Here is a 17,792-nt window from a genome sequence, read left to right as displayed (position 1 = left end):
CAGGCCGCGCCTGACCGGGGGCACCGATATGCCTGTGCGCGGACGGGATCTTGACAATCGACGGGCCGCCCTCTTTCCTAGAGGAAGATTCTAGAAAGAGTGGCGCATGAACCTTCAGGCGGTCCGGTGTGACTGAGTGCCCGTCCAAGGCCGTCGTGTCGGAGCCGGTCGCGGGGGCGGCGGCGGAGGAGGACGAGGCCGCCCGGCTGCGGTACGCCTGGCGAGCCGTCTCGGTCACCAGCCTCGGCATGTTCCTGACCGGGCTCAACTCCAGCTCGCTCAACGTCGCCCTGCCCGCCGTCGTCGCGCACTTCCACGCCGACGCCTTCCTGGCGAGCTGGGTGCTGCTGGCCTACATGCTGGTCAGCTCGGTCGGGCTGGTGGTGTTCGGACGGGTGGCCGACCTGTTCGGCAGACGCGGCACGTACCTGCTGGGGTTCATGGTGTTCACCGCGGCGAGCCTGGCGGCCGGGTTCTCGCCCTCGATCGAGCTGCTGCTGGCCGCCCGCGTCGCCCAGGCGTGCGGCTCGGCCATGATCCTCGCCAACAGCTCGGCCATCCTGGCCGGCGCCTTCCCGCCGGCGCGGCTGGGCCGCGGCATGGCCGTCTACATGGCCATCATCTCCGTGGCGGGGCTGGTCGGGCCGTCGTTCGGCGGGTTCCTGGCGGGTGCGGCGGGCTGGCGGTGGGTCTTCTGGTTCAACGTGCCCGTCGGCGTCGCGGCCATCGTCTGGGGCGCCGTCACCCTCCGGCCGGTGCCGAGGGGGCCGCGCGAGCGGCTGGACCTGCCGGGGATCGTCCTGCTGTTCACCTGGCTGAGCGGGCTGCTGCTGGCCCTGTCGCAGGGCAGCTCGCTGGGCTGGCTGAGCCCGTGGGTGGTGGCGGGCGGGGTGGCGTTCGCGGCGGCGGCGCCGGTGTTCGCGCTGGTCGAGTGGCGCAGCCGCACGCCGCTGCTCGACCTGCGGCTGTTCGGCGACCGCGGCTTCGCGCTGGCCAACCTGGCGGCCGTGCTCAACTCGCTCGGGCAGTTCTCGATCGTGCTGGTGATCTCGCTGTTCCTGCAGTCCACCCGGCAGTTCGAGCCCGCCCAGGCGGGGCTCGCCGTGCTGCCCGTCTCGGCCGCCTCGGCCCTGACCTCGCTGGTCGCCGGGGCGCTGACCGGACGCTTCCACCCGCGTACGGTGGCCGTGGCCGGATCGGCGCTGAGCGCGGCGGGCATGGCGGTCATGCTGGCCGCGCTGGACCCGTCCGTGCCGTACGCCTGGCTCGGGACGGCGCTCGGGCTGGTGGGCGCGGGCAGCGGGCTGTTCATCACGGCCAACACCACCGCGATCATGATGGACGCGCCGCAGAACCGGCTCGGCGTGGTCAACGGCGTCCGGCTCATGCTGGTCAACGTCTCGACCGTGATCAGCACCGCCATGTCGCTGGCCATCGTCGCCGCGTCCGTGCCGGCCGCCGAGCGGCACCTGGTCTACGCCGCCGACCCGTCCCGGCTGTCCGGCGTGGCCGACGTGCTGCAAGACGGTTACCGGCTGGCGGTGACCGTCCTGCTGGTGCTTGCCGTGGCGGCCACGGTGGTCACGGCGGTGAGCCGGACGGGGGTCCGCCGGGCGGCGTAGTGGCCCGGCAAGGAGGCGGAAAACTGGAGTTCCATGTCGGGGCGAGTTTGACGATTAGTGAGGAAATATGGTCATCTCGTGACCATTGTTTCTGATGGGATGAGTTAGACCGGTCCGGGGGAACGCTTCATGCCGCACGCCCTCCTGCGCGTGCTCGCTTCGACGTCCATCGCAGCCACCGCGCTGGCGGGTGGGCCGCTCGCCGTCTCCAGCCATGCCGCGACGACGGCCGCCGTTCGGGCTTCAGCGCCTGGTCAGGTGGTGGTGCCCGCGGTGAAGGAGCCGCCGCCGGCCGTGGTGACCGTTCGTTCCGGGCCGTCGCCCGCCGTCCGGCCGATGGGGGAGGGGCCGGTGGGGCCGGAACGACCGGAGATCACCACGCCCGCCGGAACGTCCCTCGCCGACGGGATCGCCGCGCTGGCCGCGCGGCGGCAGGAACGGCAGGGGCTCGGGCGGCAGGCCCCCGACCCCGCCGCCCTGCTGCCCGACACGACCGGTGCCGCGCCGCTGACCCTCCTGCGCCCGCCTTCCGCCGTGACCAAGGCTCTGGACGCCCTGCGCCTGAACACCCCCCTGGCCCAGGGCGGGCGGATGGTGAAGGGGCAGGCGCTGACGTACCGGTTGTGTGTGATGGGGGTGGCGCGGACGGTGGCGTGCTCGGCGCGCAGGCCCGTCGCCGTGCCGGTCGCCGCGGACGTCACCGGCGACGGCCTCCCCGACCTGGCGGCCGACCTGGTGCCCGCCGCGAACCCCGGAAAGGGGGACGTCGGGCTCGGGTTCGCCGTCAGGAGCCTGTCCGGGCAGAAGGTGAAGGCGCTGGTCTGGGCCGAGTACGACGACAGGGTGACCGTCGGGTTCGACGGCCTGCGCGCCGGCGCGTCGCTCTCGGTGCTCGACCGCGGGACGTTCACCCTCGACCAGGAAGGCGGGACGGTCAGGGCGAGCGTCACCAGGAAGGACCCGGGAGCGTCCGCCGTCACCCTGGCGGGGCTGACCGGGCGCACCACCGTGAGCCTGCGCCAGACCCCCGCCACCGAACGGCTCACCGTCGAGGCCGCACTCGGCTCACCCGCGTCGGAGGCCACCTCCAAGCCCGGGGCCGTCGAGCTGGACGTCACCGCCTCCCGGCCCGCCAGGCTCGACGCGATCGCCGTCTCCCGGACCCGCTACACGCAGGCCGTACTGGACCGCATGCCCACCCGCGCCCGGGTGCGCCTGTCCGGCGGACGGATCCGCTTCACCGCCCCCGCCCCGATCGCCCGCGCCGAGCTGCACAGCCACCTCTACCGCGACGGCCGCCTGGCCACCGTGGTGAGCGCCGGGCTGCGCGAGGTGCCCCGCTCCTTCACCGCCGCCTACGCCTCGACCGGCGGCGGGCAGACCCTGACCGTCGAGTCGTCCCGGCCCGCGCGGACGGGCTCGGCCGAGGTGCTCTACTACGACCGGGCCGCGTCCAGGACCGTGTTGCGGGCCGAGCTGAGCGGGCTGCCCGCCCGGGTCCGCATGGAGAACGACCCGGCCGCGCGGCGCGTCACCCAGACGGCCAGCTCGCCGATCGGCCGCTTCGCCGCGGTCCTGCAACGTGGCGGCGGCGCGGTCTCCAGCCCCACCGGCGGCCACGTCACCATGATCAAGGACGGCGACGCGGTCGGGATCTCGGCGCTGCTGTCCGGGTTGTCGGCGTTCGACGTCACGTACGGCGCGGCGCCGCACGCGCACCTGAAGGCCAGGGCGAGCCGCCGGTCCTTCGTGGGCGCGGCCGGCGTCGACGGGACGCGCCTGGCACGACTGGAGATCTCCAACACGCCCGCCGAGGTCGACCTCTCCCTCGACCCCGCCGCCGGACGGGCCGTCTACCGGGCCAGCGGCGTGATCGACCGGGCCAGGGCCGCCTACGCCGACGTACGGAACGGGCCGACGATCGACGGCACGGTCCGCGGCGTGCGCGAAAACGTACGGACCGCGTGGACGCTGGGCGCGCGCTCGTCGGTCGAGGTCACCACGTCCGGCCGCCTCCGCGACCTCAGCCTGTACGCGGCCAGGCCGTACGTCACCACCCTCGGGAACGCCGGACGCGCCGCGGGCGGGGACGACGTGCGGGTGGCGGTGCAAGGGGTGCGGAAACGGGCCGAGCTGGTCGCCGACACCACGACCGGCACCCTCGCCTGGACCGCGAGCGCCCCCGTGGCGAAAGTGTCGGCGCTGGCCAGGATCAGGACGGGCGGCCGGGTGCTGCGGGCCGCCGCCGACGTGACCGGCGTGCCGGCCCGCTTCGAGGCCGCCTGGAAGGACGGCGGCTACCGCTTCCGCGGGCTGTCCGGCCCAGTGGGATCGGCGGCCCTGGCCGTCGCCAACCACGACGGCGCCCCGTCCCCCGACGGCCCGCACCTGGCCGCCCACTACGACCGCGCCACCGGCGACCTGGACGCGAGCGTGCTGGTCAAGGGCCTGCGGAGAGTCGAGATCGGCCCGTCCGGGCAGGGCTTCCGTGCCGGGTTCCGCGCCGCGCGGCAGCGGCTCGCCGTGGACGCCGACATCGTCCTGGGCGACGTGCGCTTCGGCGTCCTCGGCAGGGTGGGACCGGTGCCGGGCGACCTGACCGTCACCGCCACGCCCGAGGGCAGGCTCAGCTACTCCGGCTCCCGGCTCGGCGTGACCGCCCGCGCCTGGCTCGGCAGGACCGCCGCGCTGGCCCGCATGCGGCCCGCCCCCGCCGTGCGGGACGGCCTCTCGCTGGTGGACGGCGGCTGCCCGGCCGGAACCGAGGGCTGCGCACAGGGCCCGTTCTGCACGGCGGGGCGCGGCTGCTACGGCCTCCAGGGCTACCTCGACGTCACCGGCCTGCCCAGCCAGGTGACGATCGACCCGGCGGGCGGCACGTTCACCTTCGCCGGGTTCGCGCCCAGGCGCCGGACCCTCGCCCTCTACCTGGCCAGCAGCGTGCTCGCGCCGGTCCCGGTCAAGGCACGGGCCACGCTGACCCGGCTGCCGTCGAGGATCACCCGGTTGTCGCTGGGGCCGTTCGACGCCGGGCACGTCGCCTACCGCGTCGAGCCGTCCGCCACCCTGGGCGCGCTCGACGTACGGGCCGAGGCGGGCGGGCTGCGCGGCCACGTCGCCCTCGACCCGGTTCCCGCCGCCGTGGACGTGCGGGCCGCGTACGGGGCCAGGACCCGGGTGCGCGTACGGAACTCCGCGCCGGTCGAGCGCCTGACCGCGGAGGTCACCCTGCCCGGCCGGGGCACCGGCGCGTTGCGGCTGACCGACGTGCCGGCGGTGCTCGGCCTGGATGCCGACGCCTCGTCCGCCGGCCTGAGCGTCCCGGCGATCACCTACCGGGGCGGCGCGAGCACCCTGGACGGCCACCTGGGCGTGGACGGCGGCCTGGTCGACCCCTCCGGGCGGCTCGGCGCCGTCTCGCTCACGGTCGAGGACCTGGCCGCCGACACCACGATCAGGCTCAACCCCGACCAGTCGCTCGACCTGGCCTCCAAACCCGGGCCCACGGGCCGGATCGCGGTGGCCGCCGGGCTGCGCGCGGGCCCGGTCGCCAGGCAGCGGATCGCCGTGTCGAAGGAGGTCCCGTACACCACGGGTTTCCTCACCTACGAGGTCGGCGGGGACTTCGCGCTGGGCGCGAGCGCGGTTCGGGAGGTGTCGATGACGGTCCGGCGGATGTCCTGGCTGCGGGTGCGGCCGGGACGCATCCCGTTCGGGCTCAAGGCTCCGGCGGCGGCCGGGTTCCTCGCGCCCGGCTTCGAAGGCGCCTACGACCGCCTCGACCTGGCCGCCAAGGGCGTGGACCTGCGGCCCGACGTCTCCCTCCGGGTCAGGCTGAGCAGGAAGATCGGCGAGGACGTCTTCACCGGCTCGCTCCGGCTCACCCGGGCCACCTCGCTCGCCCTGCGCCGCTACGACCAGCGCATGCGCCGCATCGGCGCCCGCCAGGAGATCGCCGCCGCCGGGATCGGGCTGGCCTGCCTCACGGTGGACGCCAAACCCGGCTTCGCCGCCGTCGGCAGGGGCGGTTCGGTCACCCTGCGCGGCGCCGACGGCCCGCAGATGGTGTCCTTCCTCGACCCCGGCGGGCAGACCCCGGACTACGCGGTGGACCTGCTGACCCACTTCATGTCGCCGTTCCCGGGGCCGGACTGGAAGGTGGCGGCGGCCACGGCGGGCTCCTGCGCCCGCGCCCGCCGGTGAGCGGGCCGAATCACCAAGGGCCGAGGTATCCGGGCGGCGGCGCGGCCGCCTCGTACGGGGGCACCGCCCGGCCCGCCAGGAACGCCCGCACCGTCCCCAGGTAGGCCGCCCGCCCCTCGGCGTAGGCGAACCCGGAACCGGGGATCGCCCGGCGGACGTCGGTGGCCGCCGACCAGCTCTCCCCGTCGCACGGCCCCTTGACCACCAGGACGGGCGCCGTCACCCGGGCCAGCCCCTCCCGCAGCCCCGGCGGCGACGGCCGCTCCACCAGGCTCGCATATCCCCCCGAACCGTCCGCTGCGGCCGGGAGACTCGCGGTCCTCGGGCTCGCGGGGAGCGGCGGTGGTGGTGGGCAGGGGGCCGGGGTGTCGTCGCCGGACCCCGAGGTCGCGGCCGTGCGGGCGTCGAGCTCGGCGTCGCCGGCGAACGCGTGCGCCGCCGCCGGTTCGACCCGCAGCAGCGTGTACACCGCCAGCAGCCGGGGGCCGGGCGGCCCGTCGTCCAGCAGCGACGCGGTACGGACCTCGTCGAGCCCGGCGGGGGAGGCGAGCACCGCCCTGGCGACCCCGTCCGGATGGGCGGACAGGTAGGCCGCCGCCAGCCGGGCACCGCCGCCGCGCGCGACCAGGTTCAGCCGGCGGGCGCCGATCGCCTGCCGCACCTGCTCCAGGTCCGTCACGTCCCGTCCCAGCCCGTACGCGGCCGGGTCCGGCAACCGCGCCGACCGTCCCGTGCCCACCTGGTCGTAGACGTAAACCTCGTACCCGTCGGCGGCCAGCCGCCGGTAGAACGCCGGATCGGTGGCCACGTCCGCCACGCCGGCCCCGCCGGACAGGAACACCACCGGCTCGGGCCGGGCGACCCGCTTCGGCGCGACCCGCACGTACGCCAGCCGCGACCCCGTCGCCAGCCGCCACTCGCGCTGTCCGGCCACCGGCGGCCCGGCCGCGACCGGCACCGGCGGCGGCGTCAGCGTCGCGCCCGCGACCTGCCAGACCACCGCCGCCTCCATGGCCAGGATCAACGCCGCCCGTAACCACCGTCCCCACGCCGGGCCCGGCCGGGGCACGCACAGCAGCAGCCCGAGGAAGAACAGCGAGGCGAACACGGCGAGGCCGGTCCCCGTGAACACCCCGGGCCGCGCGCCGACCATCGCCGTCCCGGCCAGCGCGGCGAGCCCGGCCACGGGCGACAGCGCGAGCACCGCGGCGCCCGCCACGATCCCGGTGAAAGACCTCACAGGGGGACGCTAGCCCCCGACCGGGGAGGGGAGCGAGCGCCCGAGGCGGATGCGCAGGCGGTCGCCGGCGCGCAGGGTCTCGCGCACGGTCCACACCCGCTCGTCGATGACGGTGCCGTTCGTGGTCATGTAGCCGCCGACCCGCAGCACCGGACGGCCCGAGGCGTCGCCGAGGAGCTGGGCCCGCGACTCGGAGTCGTCGGCGAACAGCACGAGGAAGTCCTCGGCGTGCGCGGGGGCCTCCAGCACCAGGCCGGGATAGAGATGGGAGGAGGGAACCTCGATCACGTATTCGCTCACGCGCTCGCCACTACCCCGCTCGCGCGCTTTCAGCTTCCGGCCCGCGGAGGATAGCGCTTACCTGCACCGATGAGGTGAAATATCAGAGTTCCCTACAGGCTGGAGTTCCCCTCATGTCCTTGTTCGACCTGCCGATCGAGCAGCTGCGCGGCTACCTCCCCGACCGCGACGAGCCCGCCGACTTCGACGACTTCTGGTCCCGTACGCTGGCCGAGGCAGGCAGGTTCGACCCGGCCGCCGAGTTCGTGCCCTACGACCTGCCGCTGAGCGGCGTCGACGTCTACGACGTGTCGTTCGCGGGTTGGGGCGGCCACCGCATCGGCGGCTGGTTCATCCTGCCGCGCGGCGTTCAGGAGCCGGTGCCGTGCGTGATGCACTACATCGGCTACAGCGGCGGGCGCGGCTTCCCGAAGGACCACCTGCTGTGGCCCACGGCCGGATACGCGGTGTTCGTGATGGAGACCCGGGGGCACGGCGGCGCGAGCCCGGGCAGCCCCGGCGTGACCGGCGACCCGCACGGCAGCGCCAACGTGCAGGCGCCCGGCATGATGACGCGCGGCATCCTCGACCCCGAGGACTACTACTACCGCCGCGTGTTCACCGACGCGGCCAGGGCGGTCGACGTGGCCGCGGCCCACCCGGCGGTGGACGCGAGCCGCATCGTGGTCTCGGGCGGCAGCCAGGGCGGCGCGATCGCGCAGGCCACGGCCGCGCTGCGCCCGTCGGTGCGGGCGGCGCTGGTGGACGTGCCGTTCCTGACGCACTTCCGGCGGGCGGTCGAGATCACCGACGAGTATCCGTACCAGGAGCTGGTGCGCTTCCTCGCCTCCCGCAGGGACGGCGCCGACCAGGTGTTCCGCACGCTGTCGTACTTCGACGGCCTCAACTTCGCCGCGCGCGGCCGGGTGCCCGCGCTGTACTCGGTCGCGCTCATGGACTCCGTCTGCCCGCCCTCCACGGTCTTCGCCGCCTACAACCACTGGCAGGGGCCGAAGGAGATCAACGTCTGGCCCTGGAACGGGCACGAGGGCGGGTCCGGCTACCAGACCGAGGAGCAGGTCCGCTACCTGCACAAGCTCCTGGCCGGCTGACCCGGTGGGTGGCCGCCGTACCGGCGTGATCGCCGGTACGGCGGCTCCCGTCACACCGCCTGCGGCGTCACCATGAACGACACGCTCCCTTGCGCGTCGGCCCCGGCGTCCAGGGCCTTGTCGTCCAGCACGGTGGCGGCCACGGGGTCGAGGTAGACCCGGGCGCCCTCGGTCTCGACGACCTCGTCCGCCGGCTCCGGGGCCGTGGCGAGGGAAAGGGTGAGCGAATTCGCGCCGTCGCCCTGCGACGAGATGCGGATCCCGCCCTGCGCGGGTTCCGGCGCGGACGCGGTCAGGTCGCGAATCGCCTGGGCTGCGTTGGCTGTCAGGGTGAGCACTACGGCTCCTCCTCACGGTCGACGTACAGAGAGTTGCCTGCCATTCCCCCGATGCCGGGACCCAACCCTCCTTGGTGTTTTCTTTACCTTCGGGGGCCCGGCTCGTCGTCGTGACAAGGGTTCCGGTCAGACGGTCCACTTGCCGTCGAGCATGAGGTCGCGGCCCGCCAGCTCGTTGACCTCGCGCCACGCCTGCACCAGCATCGGCGTCACCCGGAAGTAGGTGTACGGGCCGCGCGACTCACGCGGGTCGAACCCGGTCTTGACCGCGAACGCGTCGCCGATGTCGTCCGGGATCGTGCCGGCCGGTTGCGCGGTCACCGTGCCTTCGATCAGGACGACGTCCCTGGTCAGGCCCAGGCCGAGCCGGACGGTGCCGCCGGCCAGCAGGTTCCGGCCGGTGGGCGTGGCGTCCGCGGTGGACAGCAGCAGCGTGTGCCCGTCCCACAGGAACGACAGCGGCGTCATGTACGGGCCGCCGTCGCCCGCCGTGGCCACCCAGGCGTCGACGTCGTGTTCGAGCCGGTCGAGCGTGTCCTGCTTGCGCTGCTCCGGTGAACGGGCCGGTGGCGTCATTCTTCTCCTCGCACTCTTGTCGCGTCCGTCACATGATGACGGCTCCCGGCGGAGGAGCGCGACAGCGACCCCCTTGCCGCCTGACCGGCATATGGCGCGGCGCGCCTGAGGGGGAAGTCACGACCACATGGTTACGCTCTGTGACGGAGATGTATCACCATGTCATAGGAAAACTTATGCGTACTCGTCTGACCATGCTGCTGGCCGCCGCGGCCGTCGTCGCCCTGTCGGGGTGCGGCGAAAGCGCCACCACCAACACCGCGGGGCTGGCGCCGCGGACCGACGCTCAGCCGTCCGAGCAGGACAGGACCTGGATGGTGACCATCCACCGGGGCAACCTGGCCGAGATCGAGGCGGGCCGCCTGGCCGAGAAGAAGGGTGCCACCGACCAGGTCAAGTCGATCGGCCGGATGCTGGTCGACGACCACACCCAGTTCGACAAGAAGGTGACCCAGACCGCGAGCCAGCTCGCCATCCAGCTTCCCACCGGGCTGACGTCCGAGCAGGCCGCCATGGCCAAGCGCCTGCAGGACGCCAAGGGCAAGGAGTTCGACAAGGAGTTCGTCGCGAGCATGCTCAAGGCCCACAAGACGGCGATCGAGGCCACCAAGGAGGAGATCTCCAAGGGCTCCTCGCCGGCGGTGGTGGCCCTGGCCGAGTCCGCGACCCCGACGCTGGAGGAGCACCTGAAGGCGCTGAAGAAGGCGCAGGACTGACGGAGACGCCCGCGATGCCCGAAGGTGCGGGGCCGGTGGAGGTGCCCGCGATGCCCGAAGGCGCAGGACCGGCGGAGACGCCCGCGCTGCCCGAAGGCGCGGGCGTGCCGGACGCGGTCGCCTCCCTGGCCCGCGCCGCCGCGCGCGAGGTGGCCGGGGCTCCGGCACGGCCGGGCGCTGCACCGGCGCGGCCTGCTCCTGGCGGGCACACTGACGGTCGAGGCGGCGCCGCTGGGGGAGCCGGGCGAGCACGAGGTGCGGGCCCGGCTGTCCAAGGGGCTGTCCCTGCCGGGACGGCTGCCCGACGTGCTGGGGCTGGCCGTGCGGCTGCCCAACGGGGTCGATCTGCTGCTGTCCACCGGCGTGGGCGGCCTGCCGGTGCCGCGCCGCACCTTCACGTCGGGGCCGTACTCCACCCTGACACCCTACGTGTACGGAACCGGACGGTACCGGCTGGTCGCCCGCCCCGAGGGTGAGCGCGTGCCCGCCGACCCCGCGCTGCTGCCCGGCGCGCTGGCCCGCGGCCCGCTGCTGTTCCATCTGTGGGCCGGTGGCCGCTACCTCGCCCGCCTGCGCCTGCACACCGCGCTGCCCGGCGAGGACCTGACGTTCGACCCGGTGCTCAACAGCCATCCCTGCCTGCGTCCGGCCGGATGGACGGCCCGGCTGCGGCGGGCCGCCTACGAGGGCTCCCGGCAGGGCCGCGGCGTGCCTCCGCCCTAGACCGTTTATGGCAAAGACTGGCCGACCCATGTGTGCATATGCGACTTTCTGGGGTATTTGTCCTGTTTGAACCAGGACGAACAATCGGGGGGATCGTCGTGGCTATGCAAACAGAGATCCGAAGCCTGCTCGAGTGCCATGTGATCGGGTCGGACGGACATTCGATCGGCAAGGTGGGCCAGGTCTACCTCAGTGACCGCACCGGCGAGCCGGAGTGGGTCACGGTTCGCACGGGGTTCTTCGGCATGAGGCAGACCTTCGTGCCGCTGGCCAACGCCCGCCGCGCCGGGGACGAGATCAGGGTCCCCTTCGACAAGGAGATGATCAAGGGCGCGCCCAACATCGACGTGGACGGCCGCCTCTCCCTGGAGGAGGAGGCCGAGCTCTACCGGTACTACGGGATGCAGCCGTCCACCATCCCGTCCCAGCGCTCGCCCGCCGCGGGGGAGCGGCAGGCCCAGCGGCCCATGGGGGAGTCGCGGACGGCCGAGGCGCGCGGCCGGCGCACCGGCATGACCGGACAGACGGGCCAGGCGGTCCCGACCGGACAGCCGGGCAAGCCGCGCGGCCGGGACGTGGGCGACCGCGACATCGACATGACCACGTCCGAGGAACGGCTGCGCGTCGGCAAGGAGAGCCGCGAGACCGGGCACGTCCGGCTGCGCAAGTACGTCGAGACGGAGAACGTCCAGGAGAGGGTGCCGCTCTCGCACGAGGAGGTCGTGATCGAGCGCGAGCCCATCAGGGACGGCCAGCCCGGCACGTACGAGATCGGCGAGGACGAGCAGCAGATCACCCTGCACGAGGAGCGGCCGGTGATCGGCAAGGAGACCAGGCCGGTCGAGCACATCCGCGTGCACAAGGAGACCGTCCAGCACGAAGAGACCGTCGAGGGCCAGGTCAGGAGGGAACGCCTGGAGGTCGACGAGGACGGCAACGCGCGCGAGCACACCCGCAACCGCGGGGACGACCTCCCGCCGAAGCGGTAGGAGGCCCTTCCGGGTCCCGTGCGGGGGCGCCCACGCGCCCCCGCCTCACCACGCCCACCAGGTCCACCACATGCCCACCACGCGCCCACCGCCGGCCCCGCTCAGCCCCGGCCGGTGTCCGGGGGGACCGACGAGCTCGGGCGGGTGTCCGGGGGGACCGACCAGCTCGGGCGGGCGTTCAGGACGGCCGGCTCGAAGCCCGCGAGCTGCTGGTAGTGCAGCGAGATCTTCTCCAGCGTGTCCCGGGGGATGACCTCCTCGATGTCGGCGAACCCGTCCGGGGCGCGTTCGTGCGCCAGCTTCAGGACGACCTCGGGCCCGTCCTCCCGGTTGGCCAGCACGATCTGGTTCGTGACCGGCCGCCGCCGGCTCTCGTAGAACTCCAGCCCCTGACCGGTGGCCAGGGCGTAGGCCAGCACGCGGGCGTCGATGACGGCCTGCGTGCCGCCGTTGGACCCGGTCGGGTACATCGGGTGCGCGGCGTCGCCCATCAGCGTCACCGTCCCCGACGACCAGCGCGGCAGCGGGTCCCGGTCCACGAGCGGGTACTCGTACGCCTGGTCGGCCGAGGCGATGAGGGCGGGGATGTCGAGGGCGTCGGAGCGCACGTCCGCCACGTGGTGGAGGAACTTGGCGATCTCGACCTCGCGGTTCCAGTCGCCCCGGGGCGTGGTCTCGGGGGCCCGGTGCTGGATGGCCCAGTTGATGAGCTGGGTGCCGTCGGGGTCCGGCGGCGCGATCGGATAGATGACGATCTTCTGCGTGCCGTCCCCCGTCATGATCATGGATCGGCCGGTCAGGAACGGCCGGGCTCGGGACGTGCCGCGCCACAGCACGTGACCGCCCCAGAGCGGGTCGCCCTCGCCGGGGAACAGCGCGGCCCTGACGGCGGAGCGGATGCCGTCGGCGCCGACGAGCAGGTCGCCGTCGTGGTCGAGCCCGGTGACGGGGGAGCCGGTCAGCACGGCGTCCGGGCCCAGGCGCTCGCGTACGGCGTCCAGGAGCATGAGCTGTAATCGGCCGCGGTGGATCGAGTACTGCGGCCAGGCGTGGCCCGCGGCCCGGCCGCGCGGCTCGGACCAGATGTGCTGCCCGCGCCGGGTGAGGAAGGTCAGGTCGGCCGTCTCGACGCCGATGCGGGCCAGGCGCTCGCCCAGGCCCAGTTCGACGAGCTCGCGCACGGCGTGCGGCAGCAGGTTGATGCCCACGCCGAGCGGGCGGACGTCCTTGACCGCCTCGCGCACGGTCACGTCGGTGATGCCCGCGGCGTGCAGGGACAGGGCCGCGGTGAGCCCGGCGATGCCCGCTCCGGCGATGACCACCCGCCTCGGACGCCGCGCCGCGAACCCCGTCATGAGGAGCCTCCGGGCAGGAGCAGGGCGGAGACGTCGAACGGCGCCTCCAGGTAGCCGCTGCCCTTGAACTGGAGCATGAGGTCGGCCACGCGCTGCAGCCGGGCCTTGTCGACGGCGGTGGAGTAGCCGCCCAGCGCCATCCGGTCGGCCGTGGCCTTGTCGATCTTGGTGTACTTCAGCAGCGCGGCCTTGGCCTGGGCCGGGTCGGCGATCGCCAGGTCCACCGCCTTGCGCAGGCCGCGCTGGAAGGCGGCCACCGTGCGCGGATTGTCGGCCGCGAAGCCCTCGGTGGTCAGGTAGCCCGCCATCGGGAAGTCGGCGGTCGCCCCGGTGAACAGGTCCGACAGGGAGCGGGCCCCGTTCGCGGCGGCCGCGGTCTGCCAGAACGGCTCGGGCAGGACGGCCGCGTCCACGTCCCCGTTGGCCAGCGCGCCGGCCATCTGCGGGAACGGCCGTTCGACGAAGGTGATGTCGGCGGGTGTCACGCCGGCGGGCTTGAGCAGCGCGCTCACGGCCAGGGTGGCGACGTTGCCGAGGGTGTTGACGCCCACCTTCCTGCCCTTGAGGTCGGCCAGTTCCGTGACGGGCGAGTCCTTGCTCGTCATGAGGACGAAGTTGCCGGGCTTGGCCACGTACGCCTCGCCGACGACCTTCAACCGGCCCACGCCGCGCGAGGCGGCCAGCATCGCCGAGACGTAGTTGCTGTGCAGGACGTCCAGCTTGCCGCTGATCAGGTCGGGCATCGCGGCGGCCCCGCCCTGGATCACGACGGGCTTGACGGTCAGGCCCGCCGCCGCGAAGTAGCCCTTGTCGATGGCGATCTGTATGGGGGCGACCTCGGGAAGGGCCAGCATGCCGAGGTTGAGCACGGGTTTCTCCGGCCCGCCGGACGACGGCCGGGGGTCCGCCCCGCCGCACCCGGTCATGGCGAGGGCGAGGGCGACCGCCGCGAGTAACAGACGCATGAACGCTCCAAGGAGTGGGTTCGTGAACGAAAGCGTGCCGGGGAAACGCGAGAGGAACAGCCGCCGAGTAATCTCCTTCATTCCCGGGCGGCTTTATTCGGACGCGCCATAATTCGCCACCATCCGGCGTTCGATTATCAGGAACACCTGATTCAGCAGATAACCGAGAACGCCGAGCACGGTGACGGCGGCCCACATGCCCGGCAGGTCGAAGGAACGCTGCGCCGCGCGCAATCGGAAACCGACGCCGTCGGTGGCGAAGAACTCGGCGATGACCATGAGGATCAGCGCGAGCGACAGGCTGAGCCGCAACCCGGCCAGGATCTTCGGGGCCGCCGACGGCAGCACGACCCGCAGCAGGCGCTGACCGGCCGACAGCCTGAAGACCCGCGCGGTGTCCAGGTGCAGCCGGTCGACGTTGCGGGCGCCGTCGGCGGCGTTGATCAGCACCGGCCAGACGATGCCGCACGCGATGGTCGCGACCTGCATGAGCGTGCCCGTCGAGAACAGCGCCAGGAACACCGGCAGCAGCGCCGGCGGCGGCAGCGCCCGGCAGAACTGCACGGCCGGGTCCACGAACCTGGCCAGCAACGGCGAACGGCCCATGGCGACCCCGGCCGCCACACCCGCGACGCCGGCCATCACCCACCCGGTCAGCAGCCGGCCCAGGCTGCGGGAGAGGTCGTCCAGGGCCGCCCGGCTGATCCACAGGTCGCCCAGGCGCAGCGCGATCGTGGACGGCGGCGGGAAGTAGGGGTTGCCCGCCGCCCTGGTGGCCAGCTCCCAGAGGGCGACGACGACCGGGACGGCCCACAGCCGTGCCAGGGACCTGATCACCGGGCCGCTCCCGTCAGGGCCGTGTGCCAGCGCAGCAGCCGCCGGGAGGCGTGGGCGAGCAGCGTGTTGGTGAGCAGGCCGAGCGCGCCGGCCCACAGGGTGGCGGCGATGGTCAGCCGCAGCCCCTCCGGGCTGCTCTCGGCCACGATGATGAAGTGCCCGATGCCGTTCGTCCCGGCCAGCAGCTCGGTGCTGACGGCCAGGATCAGGGCGATGGCCGCGGCCACCCGTACGCCGGTCGCCACGAACGGGGCCGCGCTCGGCAGGCTGACCCGCCACAACACGGCCGGCGGGCCGAACCCGAAGGCCCGCATCGTCTCCTTGGCCAGCGGGTCGACCTCGCGCAGGCCGTACATGGTGTTGAGCAGGACGGGCCAGGTGGCGGCGTACACGATCATCGCGACCTCCGTCTCCAGCCGGCCGGTGAAGACGAACGCGGCCAGGGGGATGAGCGCCACCGAGGGGATGGGCCGCAGGAACTCCAGCACGGGACGCAGGGCCCGCTCGACCGGCGGCACGCTGCCCAGCAGCAGCCCGGCGGGCACGGCCACCGCCACGGCGGTCAGCAGGCCGAGCGCCCACGCGCCGCACGTGGCCAGCACGTCGGCCAGGAAGGCCGGGTCGGCGGCGAGCCCGGCGGCGGTGACCAGCACCGCCGAGACGAGCGGCAGCTCCAGCTGGGAGACCAGCCCGAGACGGCCGGCCGCCTCGGCGGCGCACAGCAGCATGACGGTGCCCGCCACGCCGCACACGGCGGCGCTGTCGAAGGGACGGGAGGGGATCAGGCGCACGGCGGCGCCTCGGCGCCGGGGGAGTAGGGCGGCAATGTCTCGGCTCTCCGGAGCATCGGTCCGGCCGTGCGTCACCATTCGTCACCGTGGCGGGCCGGAAGGCGGGCAGAGAGGAACGCAAGTCACAGTAACCGAGCCGTCCGACAGGGAAATTCCGGCCACGATAAACGGCCGGTCCCTTTCACGGGATCCGGCGTCACATTTCCCGGGGGTGGCGCTTTTCGGCCCGCCTGATAATGCGAAATTCCCGCCCGGTGTCACCGTCCGTAGAGTTCGAGTTCGTTCAGCATGCTGCAGGAGTCGCCGATCTCGGCGTCGCAGTCGTCGGTCGGCTCGGTGACGATCATGACGTGCGCGCCGGTGCGGGCCACCGTGTGGTAGCGCATGGCGTAGTCGGTCCGGTCCTCGATGGTGACGACGGGCTCGCCCCAGGTGCGGCCGTCGGCGGAGACGTACACGCGGGCGCCGGCCGCGTGCCCGGGGCGCAGGCTGATGCCGACGCGGTTGATCGCGTACTGGCGGTCGAGGTGCAGGACGTACCGGCCGGGGCCGGCGGCGACGGCGCTGGACCAGTAGTCGGTGCTGCCGTCGAAGGCGCCCACCGGGCCGGTGCGCCGGTGGCCGGCGGCGGTCCAGCGCATGTCGGTGTCCACCGTGAGCGAGCCCCGGTGGTACAGGCCCGCCAGGTCGATCAGGTCGGGGCCGGGGGCGGTGACGGTGAACAGACGGCGCTTGATGGCGTACCAGCCGCCGTTCTCGAACTTGCCGTGAGCCGGGCAGGCCGTCTCGTTGAGCAGCCCGTCGGGGCTCACGCCGGGGAGCTTGCAGTTGTCGAACACCTGGATCAGCCGGTGCGGGCCGATCGCGGCCACGGCGGTGTAGCCGGAGGAGCCGTGCACGTCCCGCACGCCGTCGCTGTTGCGGTACGTCACCGTCTGCTGCCGCCACTCCTCGCCGATCCCGTCGGGGGCGACCGCCAGCCAGTTGTGCGGACGCCCGGCGCTGAGCACGAGCACGCCGTCGGGCATCAGCAGCAGCCGCGGCGCCACGCCGCGCACCAGGCAGTCCTGGCCGTCGATGCGCAGCGGCCGGACCGGCGACCAGGTGCGGCCGCCGTCGGACGAGCGGCTCTGGTGCAGCGTGGAGGGGGGCTCGCCGTCCCTGCGCAGCACCGCCAGCAGGGAGCCGTCGAGCGTCTGGGCGAGGGCGGTCTCGTTGTAGACGAAGGGCGCCTGGGGAGGGGCGATCACGCCGCGCCGGGCGAACGTGCGGCCGCCGTCGTCGCTGGCGAACACCTCCGGCTGGTAGGTCTCGGACTCGCCCTGGCGGATGTAGGCCGTGAACAGGATCGTGCCGTCGGCGAGCTGGATCGGCAGGCCGTGCGCGGCGCCGCCGGCGGCCTCGGCGTCCGGCGAGGAGACCGTCGCCTCCCAGCGCACCCAGCTCTCGCTGTCGGGGGAGCGGGAGGAGAGCACGCCGAGCTTGGCGGTGCCCGGCCCGGAGCGCCGCAGGTAGTACTCCAGGGCGAGCAGCGTGCCGTCGCGCAGCTCGATCGGCGCCTCCCGCAGCGGGGTCCGGTTGCTCGCGCCGAACGTGACGCCGCCGTCCTCGGAGGTCGCCGACTCGCTGGAGAGGGTGACGACCTTGTCCACGTTCGTGGCGTAGGTGACGAGGAGCTTGCGCACCCGCGCGCCGCCCCGGCCCACCGTGTCGAGGGCCGCCACGCTCGGGAACCCGGCGAAGTCGAGCCGCTGCTCCGACGACGGCTCGCGCTCGGCCGGCGTCGGATACGGATAAATCCAGCGCGGTGAGACATCAGTGTCGGTCAGGTAAGGCCCCTCCGGAACCGACTTGCCGGTGAACTCCGGCAGGCGGCAGAACGTCTCCGGGGCGTGCGCCACCCCGTGGACCGCGGGCAGGCCGGCGGCCAGGAACACCGCCACCAGCGCGGCTCTGGGCATCGCCACCGGGCACTCCTCTCTGTCGTCGCCGCTCGTGCGCGGCCGCCTCGCGACGGGCGAGGGCTCTGCCTTATCTCTGCCCCCT

General features: G+C 73.5%; 15 protein-coding genes. 6 read left to right on the top strand and 9 right to left on the bottom strand.

The window, feature by feature from the left end; translation table 11 throughout:
* Positions 1 to 128: 128 nt before the first annotated feature.
* Complete coding sequence (locus ABZ815_RS40230; RefSeq protein ID WP_357706562.1) at positions 129 to 1,622, top strand: DHA2 family efflux MFS transporter permease subunit; 1,494 nt, start codon at positions 129 to 131, stop codon at positions 1,620 to 1,622.
* 129 nt (positions 1,623 to 1,751) lie between these two features.
* Entirely contained in the window at positions 1,752 to 5,825 is a 4,074-nt protein-coding gene (locus tag ABZ815_RS40225; RefSeq protein ID WP_357706560.1) for a hypothetical protein, read from the top strand.
* A 10-nt stretch (positions 5,826 to 5,835) separates the two neighbouring features.
* Here the strand turns inward: ABZ815_RS40225 and ABZ815_RS40220 are convergent, their stop codons facing one another.
* The gene (locus ABZ815_RS40220; RefSeq protein ID WP_357706559.1) at positions 5,836 to 7,065 is read right to left on the bottom strand and encodes an alpha/beta hydrolase; all 1,230 of its coding nucleotides are present in this window, start codon (positions 7,063 to 7,065) and stop codon (positions 5,836 to 5,838) included.
* A 9-nt stretch (positions 7,066 to 7,074) separates the two neighbouring features.
* On the bottom strand, positions 7,075 to 7,365 hold the full coding sequence (locus tag ABZ815_RS40215) for a hypothetical protein (RefSeq protein WP_357706557.1): 291 nt from the start codon (positions 7,363 to 7,365) through the stop codon (positions 7,075 to 7,077).
* A gap of 113 nt (positions 7,366 to 7,478) precedes the next feature.
* On the opposite strand from ABZ815_RS40215, the gene ABZ815_RS40210 reads away from it, so the two are divergent.
* Positions 7,479 to 8,456 (top strand): acetylxylan esterase, encoded by a 978-nt coding sequence (locus tag ABZ815_RS40210; protein ID WP_357706554.1) that lies wholly within the window; start codon positions 7,479 to 7,481, stop codon positions 8,454 to 8,456.
* 50 nt (positions 8,457 to 8,506) lie between these two features.
* Here the strand turns inward: ABZ815_RS40210 and ABZ815_RS40205 are convergent, their stop codons facing one another.
* Both ABZ815_RS40205 and ABZ815_RS40200 read right to left on the bottom strand, forming a co-directional pair.
* Positions 8,507 to 8,794, bottom strand: a complete 288-nt coding sequence (locus ABZ815_RS40205) for a Fe-S cluster assembly protein HesB (protein ID WP_357706551.1) — start codon at positions 8,792 to 8,794, stop codon at positions 8,507 to 8,509.
* A 126-nt stretch (positions 8,795 to 8,920) separates the two neighbouring features.
* The gene (locus ABZ815_RS40200) at positions 8,921 to 9,370 is read right to left on the bottom strand and encodes a pyridoxamine 5'-phosphate oxidase family protein (protein ID WP_357706549.1); all 450 of its coding nucleotides are present in this window, start codon (positions 9,368 to 9,370) and stop codon (positions 8,921 to 8,923) included.
* A gap of 176 nt (positions 9,371 to 9,546) precedes the next feature.
* Here ABZ815_RS40200 and ABZ815_RS40195 point away from each other — a divergent pair, with 176 nt between their 5' ends.
* The 3 genes from ABZ815_RS40195 to ABZ815_RS40185 all read left to right on the top strand — a co-directional run bounded on the left by ABZ815_RS40195 (position 9,547) and on the right by ABZ815_RS40185 (position 11,798).
* The gene (locus ABZ815_RS40195) at positions 9,547 to 10,086 is read left to right on the top strand and encodes a DUF4142 domain-containing protein (protein ID WP_357706546.1); all 540 of its coding nucleotides are present in this window, start codon (positions 9,547 to 9,549) and stop codon (positions 10,084 to 10,086) included.
* Between the two features lie 24 nt (positions 10,087 to 10,110).
* Complete coding sequence (locus ABZ815_RS40190; RefSeq protein ID WP_357706544.1) at positions 10,111 to 10,809, top strand: hypothetical protein; 699 nt, start codon at positions 10,111 to 10,113, stop codon at positions 10,807 to 10,809.
* A 104-nt stretch (positions 10,810 to 10,913) separates the two neighbouring features.
* Entirely contained in the window at positions 10,914 to 11,798 is an 885-nt protein-coding gene (locus tag ABZ815_RS40185; RefSeq protein WP_357706541.1) for a PRC and DUF2382 domain-containing protein, read from the top strand.
* 101 nt (positions 11,799 to 11,899) lie between these two features.
* Here ABZ815_RS40185 and ABZ815_RS40180 read toward each other — a convergent pair whose 3' ends face one another.
* The 5 genes from ABZ815_RS40180 to ABZ815_RS40160 form a co-directional block, all read right to left on the bottom strand.
* On the bottom strand, positions 11,900 to 13,153 hold the full coding sequence (locus tag ABZ815_RS40180; protein ID WP_357706539.1) for a flavin-dependent oxidoreductase: 1,254 nt from the start codon (positions 13,151 to 13,153) through the stop codon (positions 11,900 to 11,902).
* A complete protein-coding gene (locus ABZ815_RS40175) occupies positions 13,150 to 14,118 on the bottom strand; it encodes an ABC transporter substrate-binding protein (RefSeq protein WP_357706538.1) in 969 nt (322 codons plus the stop codon). Before ABZ815_RS40175 ends, ABZ815_RS40180 begins: the two co-directional genes overlap by 4 nt.
* Before the next feature lie 93 nt (positions 14,119 to 14,211).
* Positions 14,212 to 14,955: an ABC transporter permease gene (locus tag ABZ815_RS40170; RefSeq protein ID WP_357706536.1), complete on the bottom strand. Its 744-nt coding sequence runs from the start codon at positions 14,953 to 14,955 to the stop codon at positions 14,212 to 14,214.
* Positions 14,952 to 15,746: an ABC transporter permease subunit gene (locus ABZ815_RS40165; RefSeq protein ID WP_357706534.1), complete on the bottom strand. Its 795-nt coding sequence runs from the start codon at positions 15,744 to 15,746 to the stop codon at positions 14,952 to 14,954. The genes ABZ815_RS40170 and ABZ815_RS40165 overlap by 4 nt, the downstream gene beginning before the upstream one ends.
* A 257-nt stretch (positions 15,747 to 16,003) precedes the next feature.
* Positions 16,004 to 17,707 carry an exo-alpha-sialidase gene (locus ABZ815_RS40160; protein ID WP_357706618.1) on the bottom strand — a complete coding sequence of 568 codons (1,704 nt, stop codon included), beginning with the start codon at positions 17,705 to 17,707 and terminating at the stop codon, positions 16,004 to 16,006.
* Between the last annotated feature and the right edge of the window lie 85 nt (positions 17,708 to 17,792).

The organism is Nonomuraea sp. NPDC047529 (genome assembly GCF_040642995.1).
In the GTDB taxonomy this organism is placed as follows: domain Bacteria; phylum Actinomycetota; class Actinomycetes; order Streptosporangiales; family Streptosporangiaceae; genus Nonomuraea.
The sequence above is the reverse complement of the archived record's forward strand: the minus strand, read 5'-3'. Positions and strand labels throughout refer to the sequence as shown.

Coding starts and splice junctions, on each gene's coding strand:
- ABZ815_RS40225 (WP_357706560.1), top strand. CDS start 1,752: ATGCCGCACGCCCTCCTGCGCGTGCTCGCTTCGACGTCCATCGCAGCC.
- ABZ815_RS40210 (WP_357706554.1), top strand. CDS start 7,479: ATGTCCTTGTTCGACCTGCCGATCGAGCAGCTGCGCGGCTACCTCCCC.
- ABZ815_RS40200 (WP_357706549.1), bottom strand. CDS start 9,370: ATGACGCCACCGGCCCGTTCACCGGAGCAGCGCAAGCAGGACACGCTC.
- ABZ815_RS40195 (WP_357706546.1), top strand. CDS start 9,547: ATGCGTACTCGTCTGACCATGCTGCTGGCCGCCGCGGCCGTCGTCGCC.
- ABZ815_RS40185 (WP_357706541.1), top strand. CDS start 10,914: ATGCAAACAGAGATCCGAAGCCTGCTCGAGTGCCATGTGATCGGGTCG.
- ABZ815_RS40180 (WP_357706539.1), bottom strand. CDS start 13,153: ATGACGGGGTTCGCGGCGCGGCGTCCGAGGCGGGTGGTCATCGCCGGA.
- ABZ815_RS40175 (WP_357706538.1), bottom strand. CDS start 14,118: ATGCGTCTGTTACTCGCGGCGGTCGCCCTCGCCCTCGCCATGACCGGG.
- ABZ815_RS40160 (WP_357706618.1), bottom strand. CDS start 17,707: ATGCCCAGAGCCGCGCTGGTGGCGGTGTTCCTGGCCGCCGGCCTGCCC.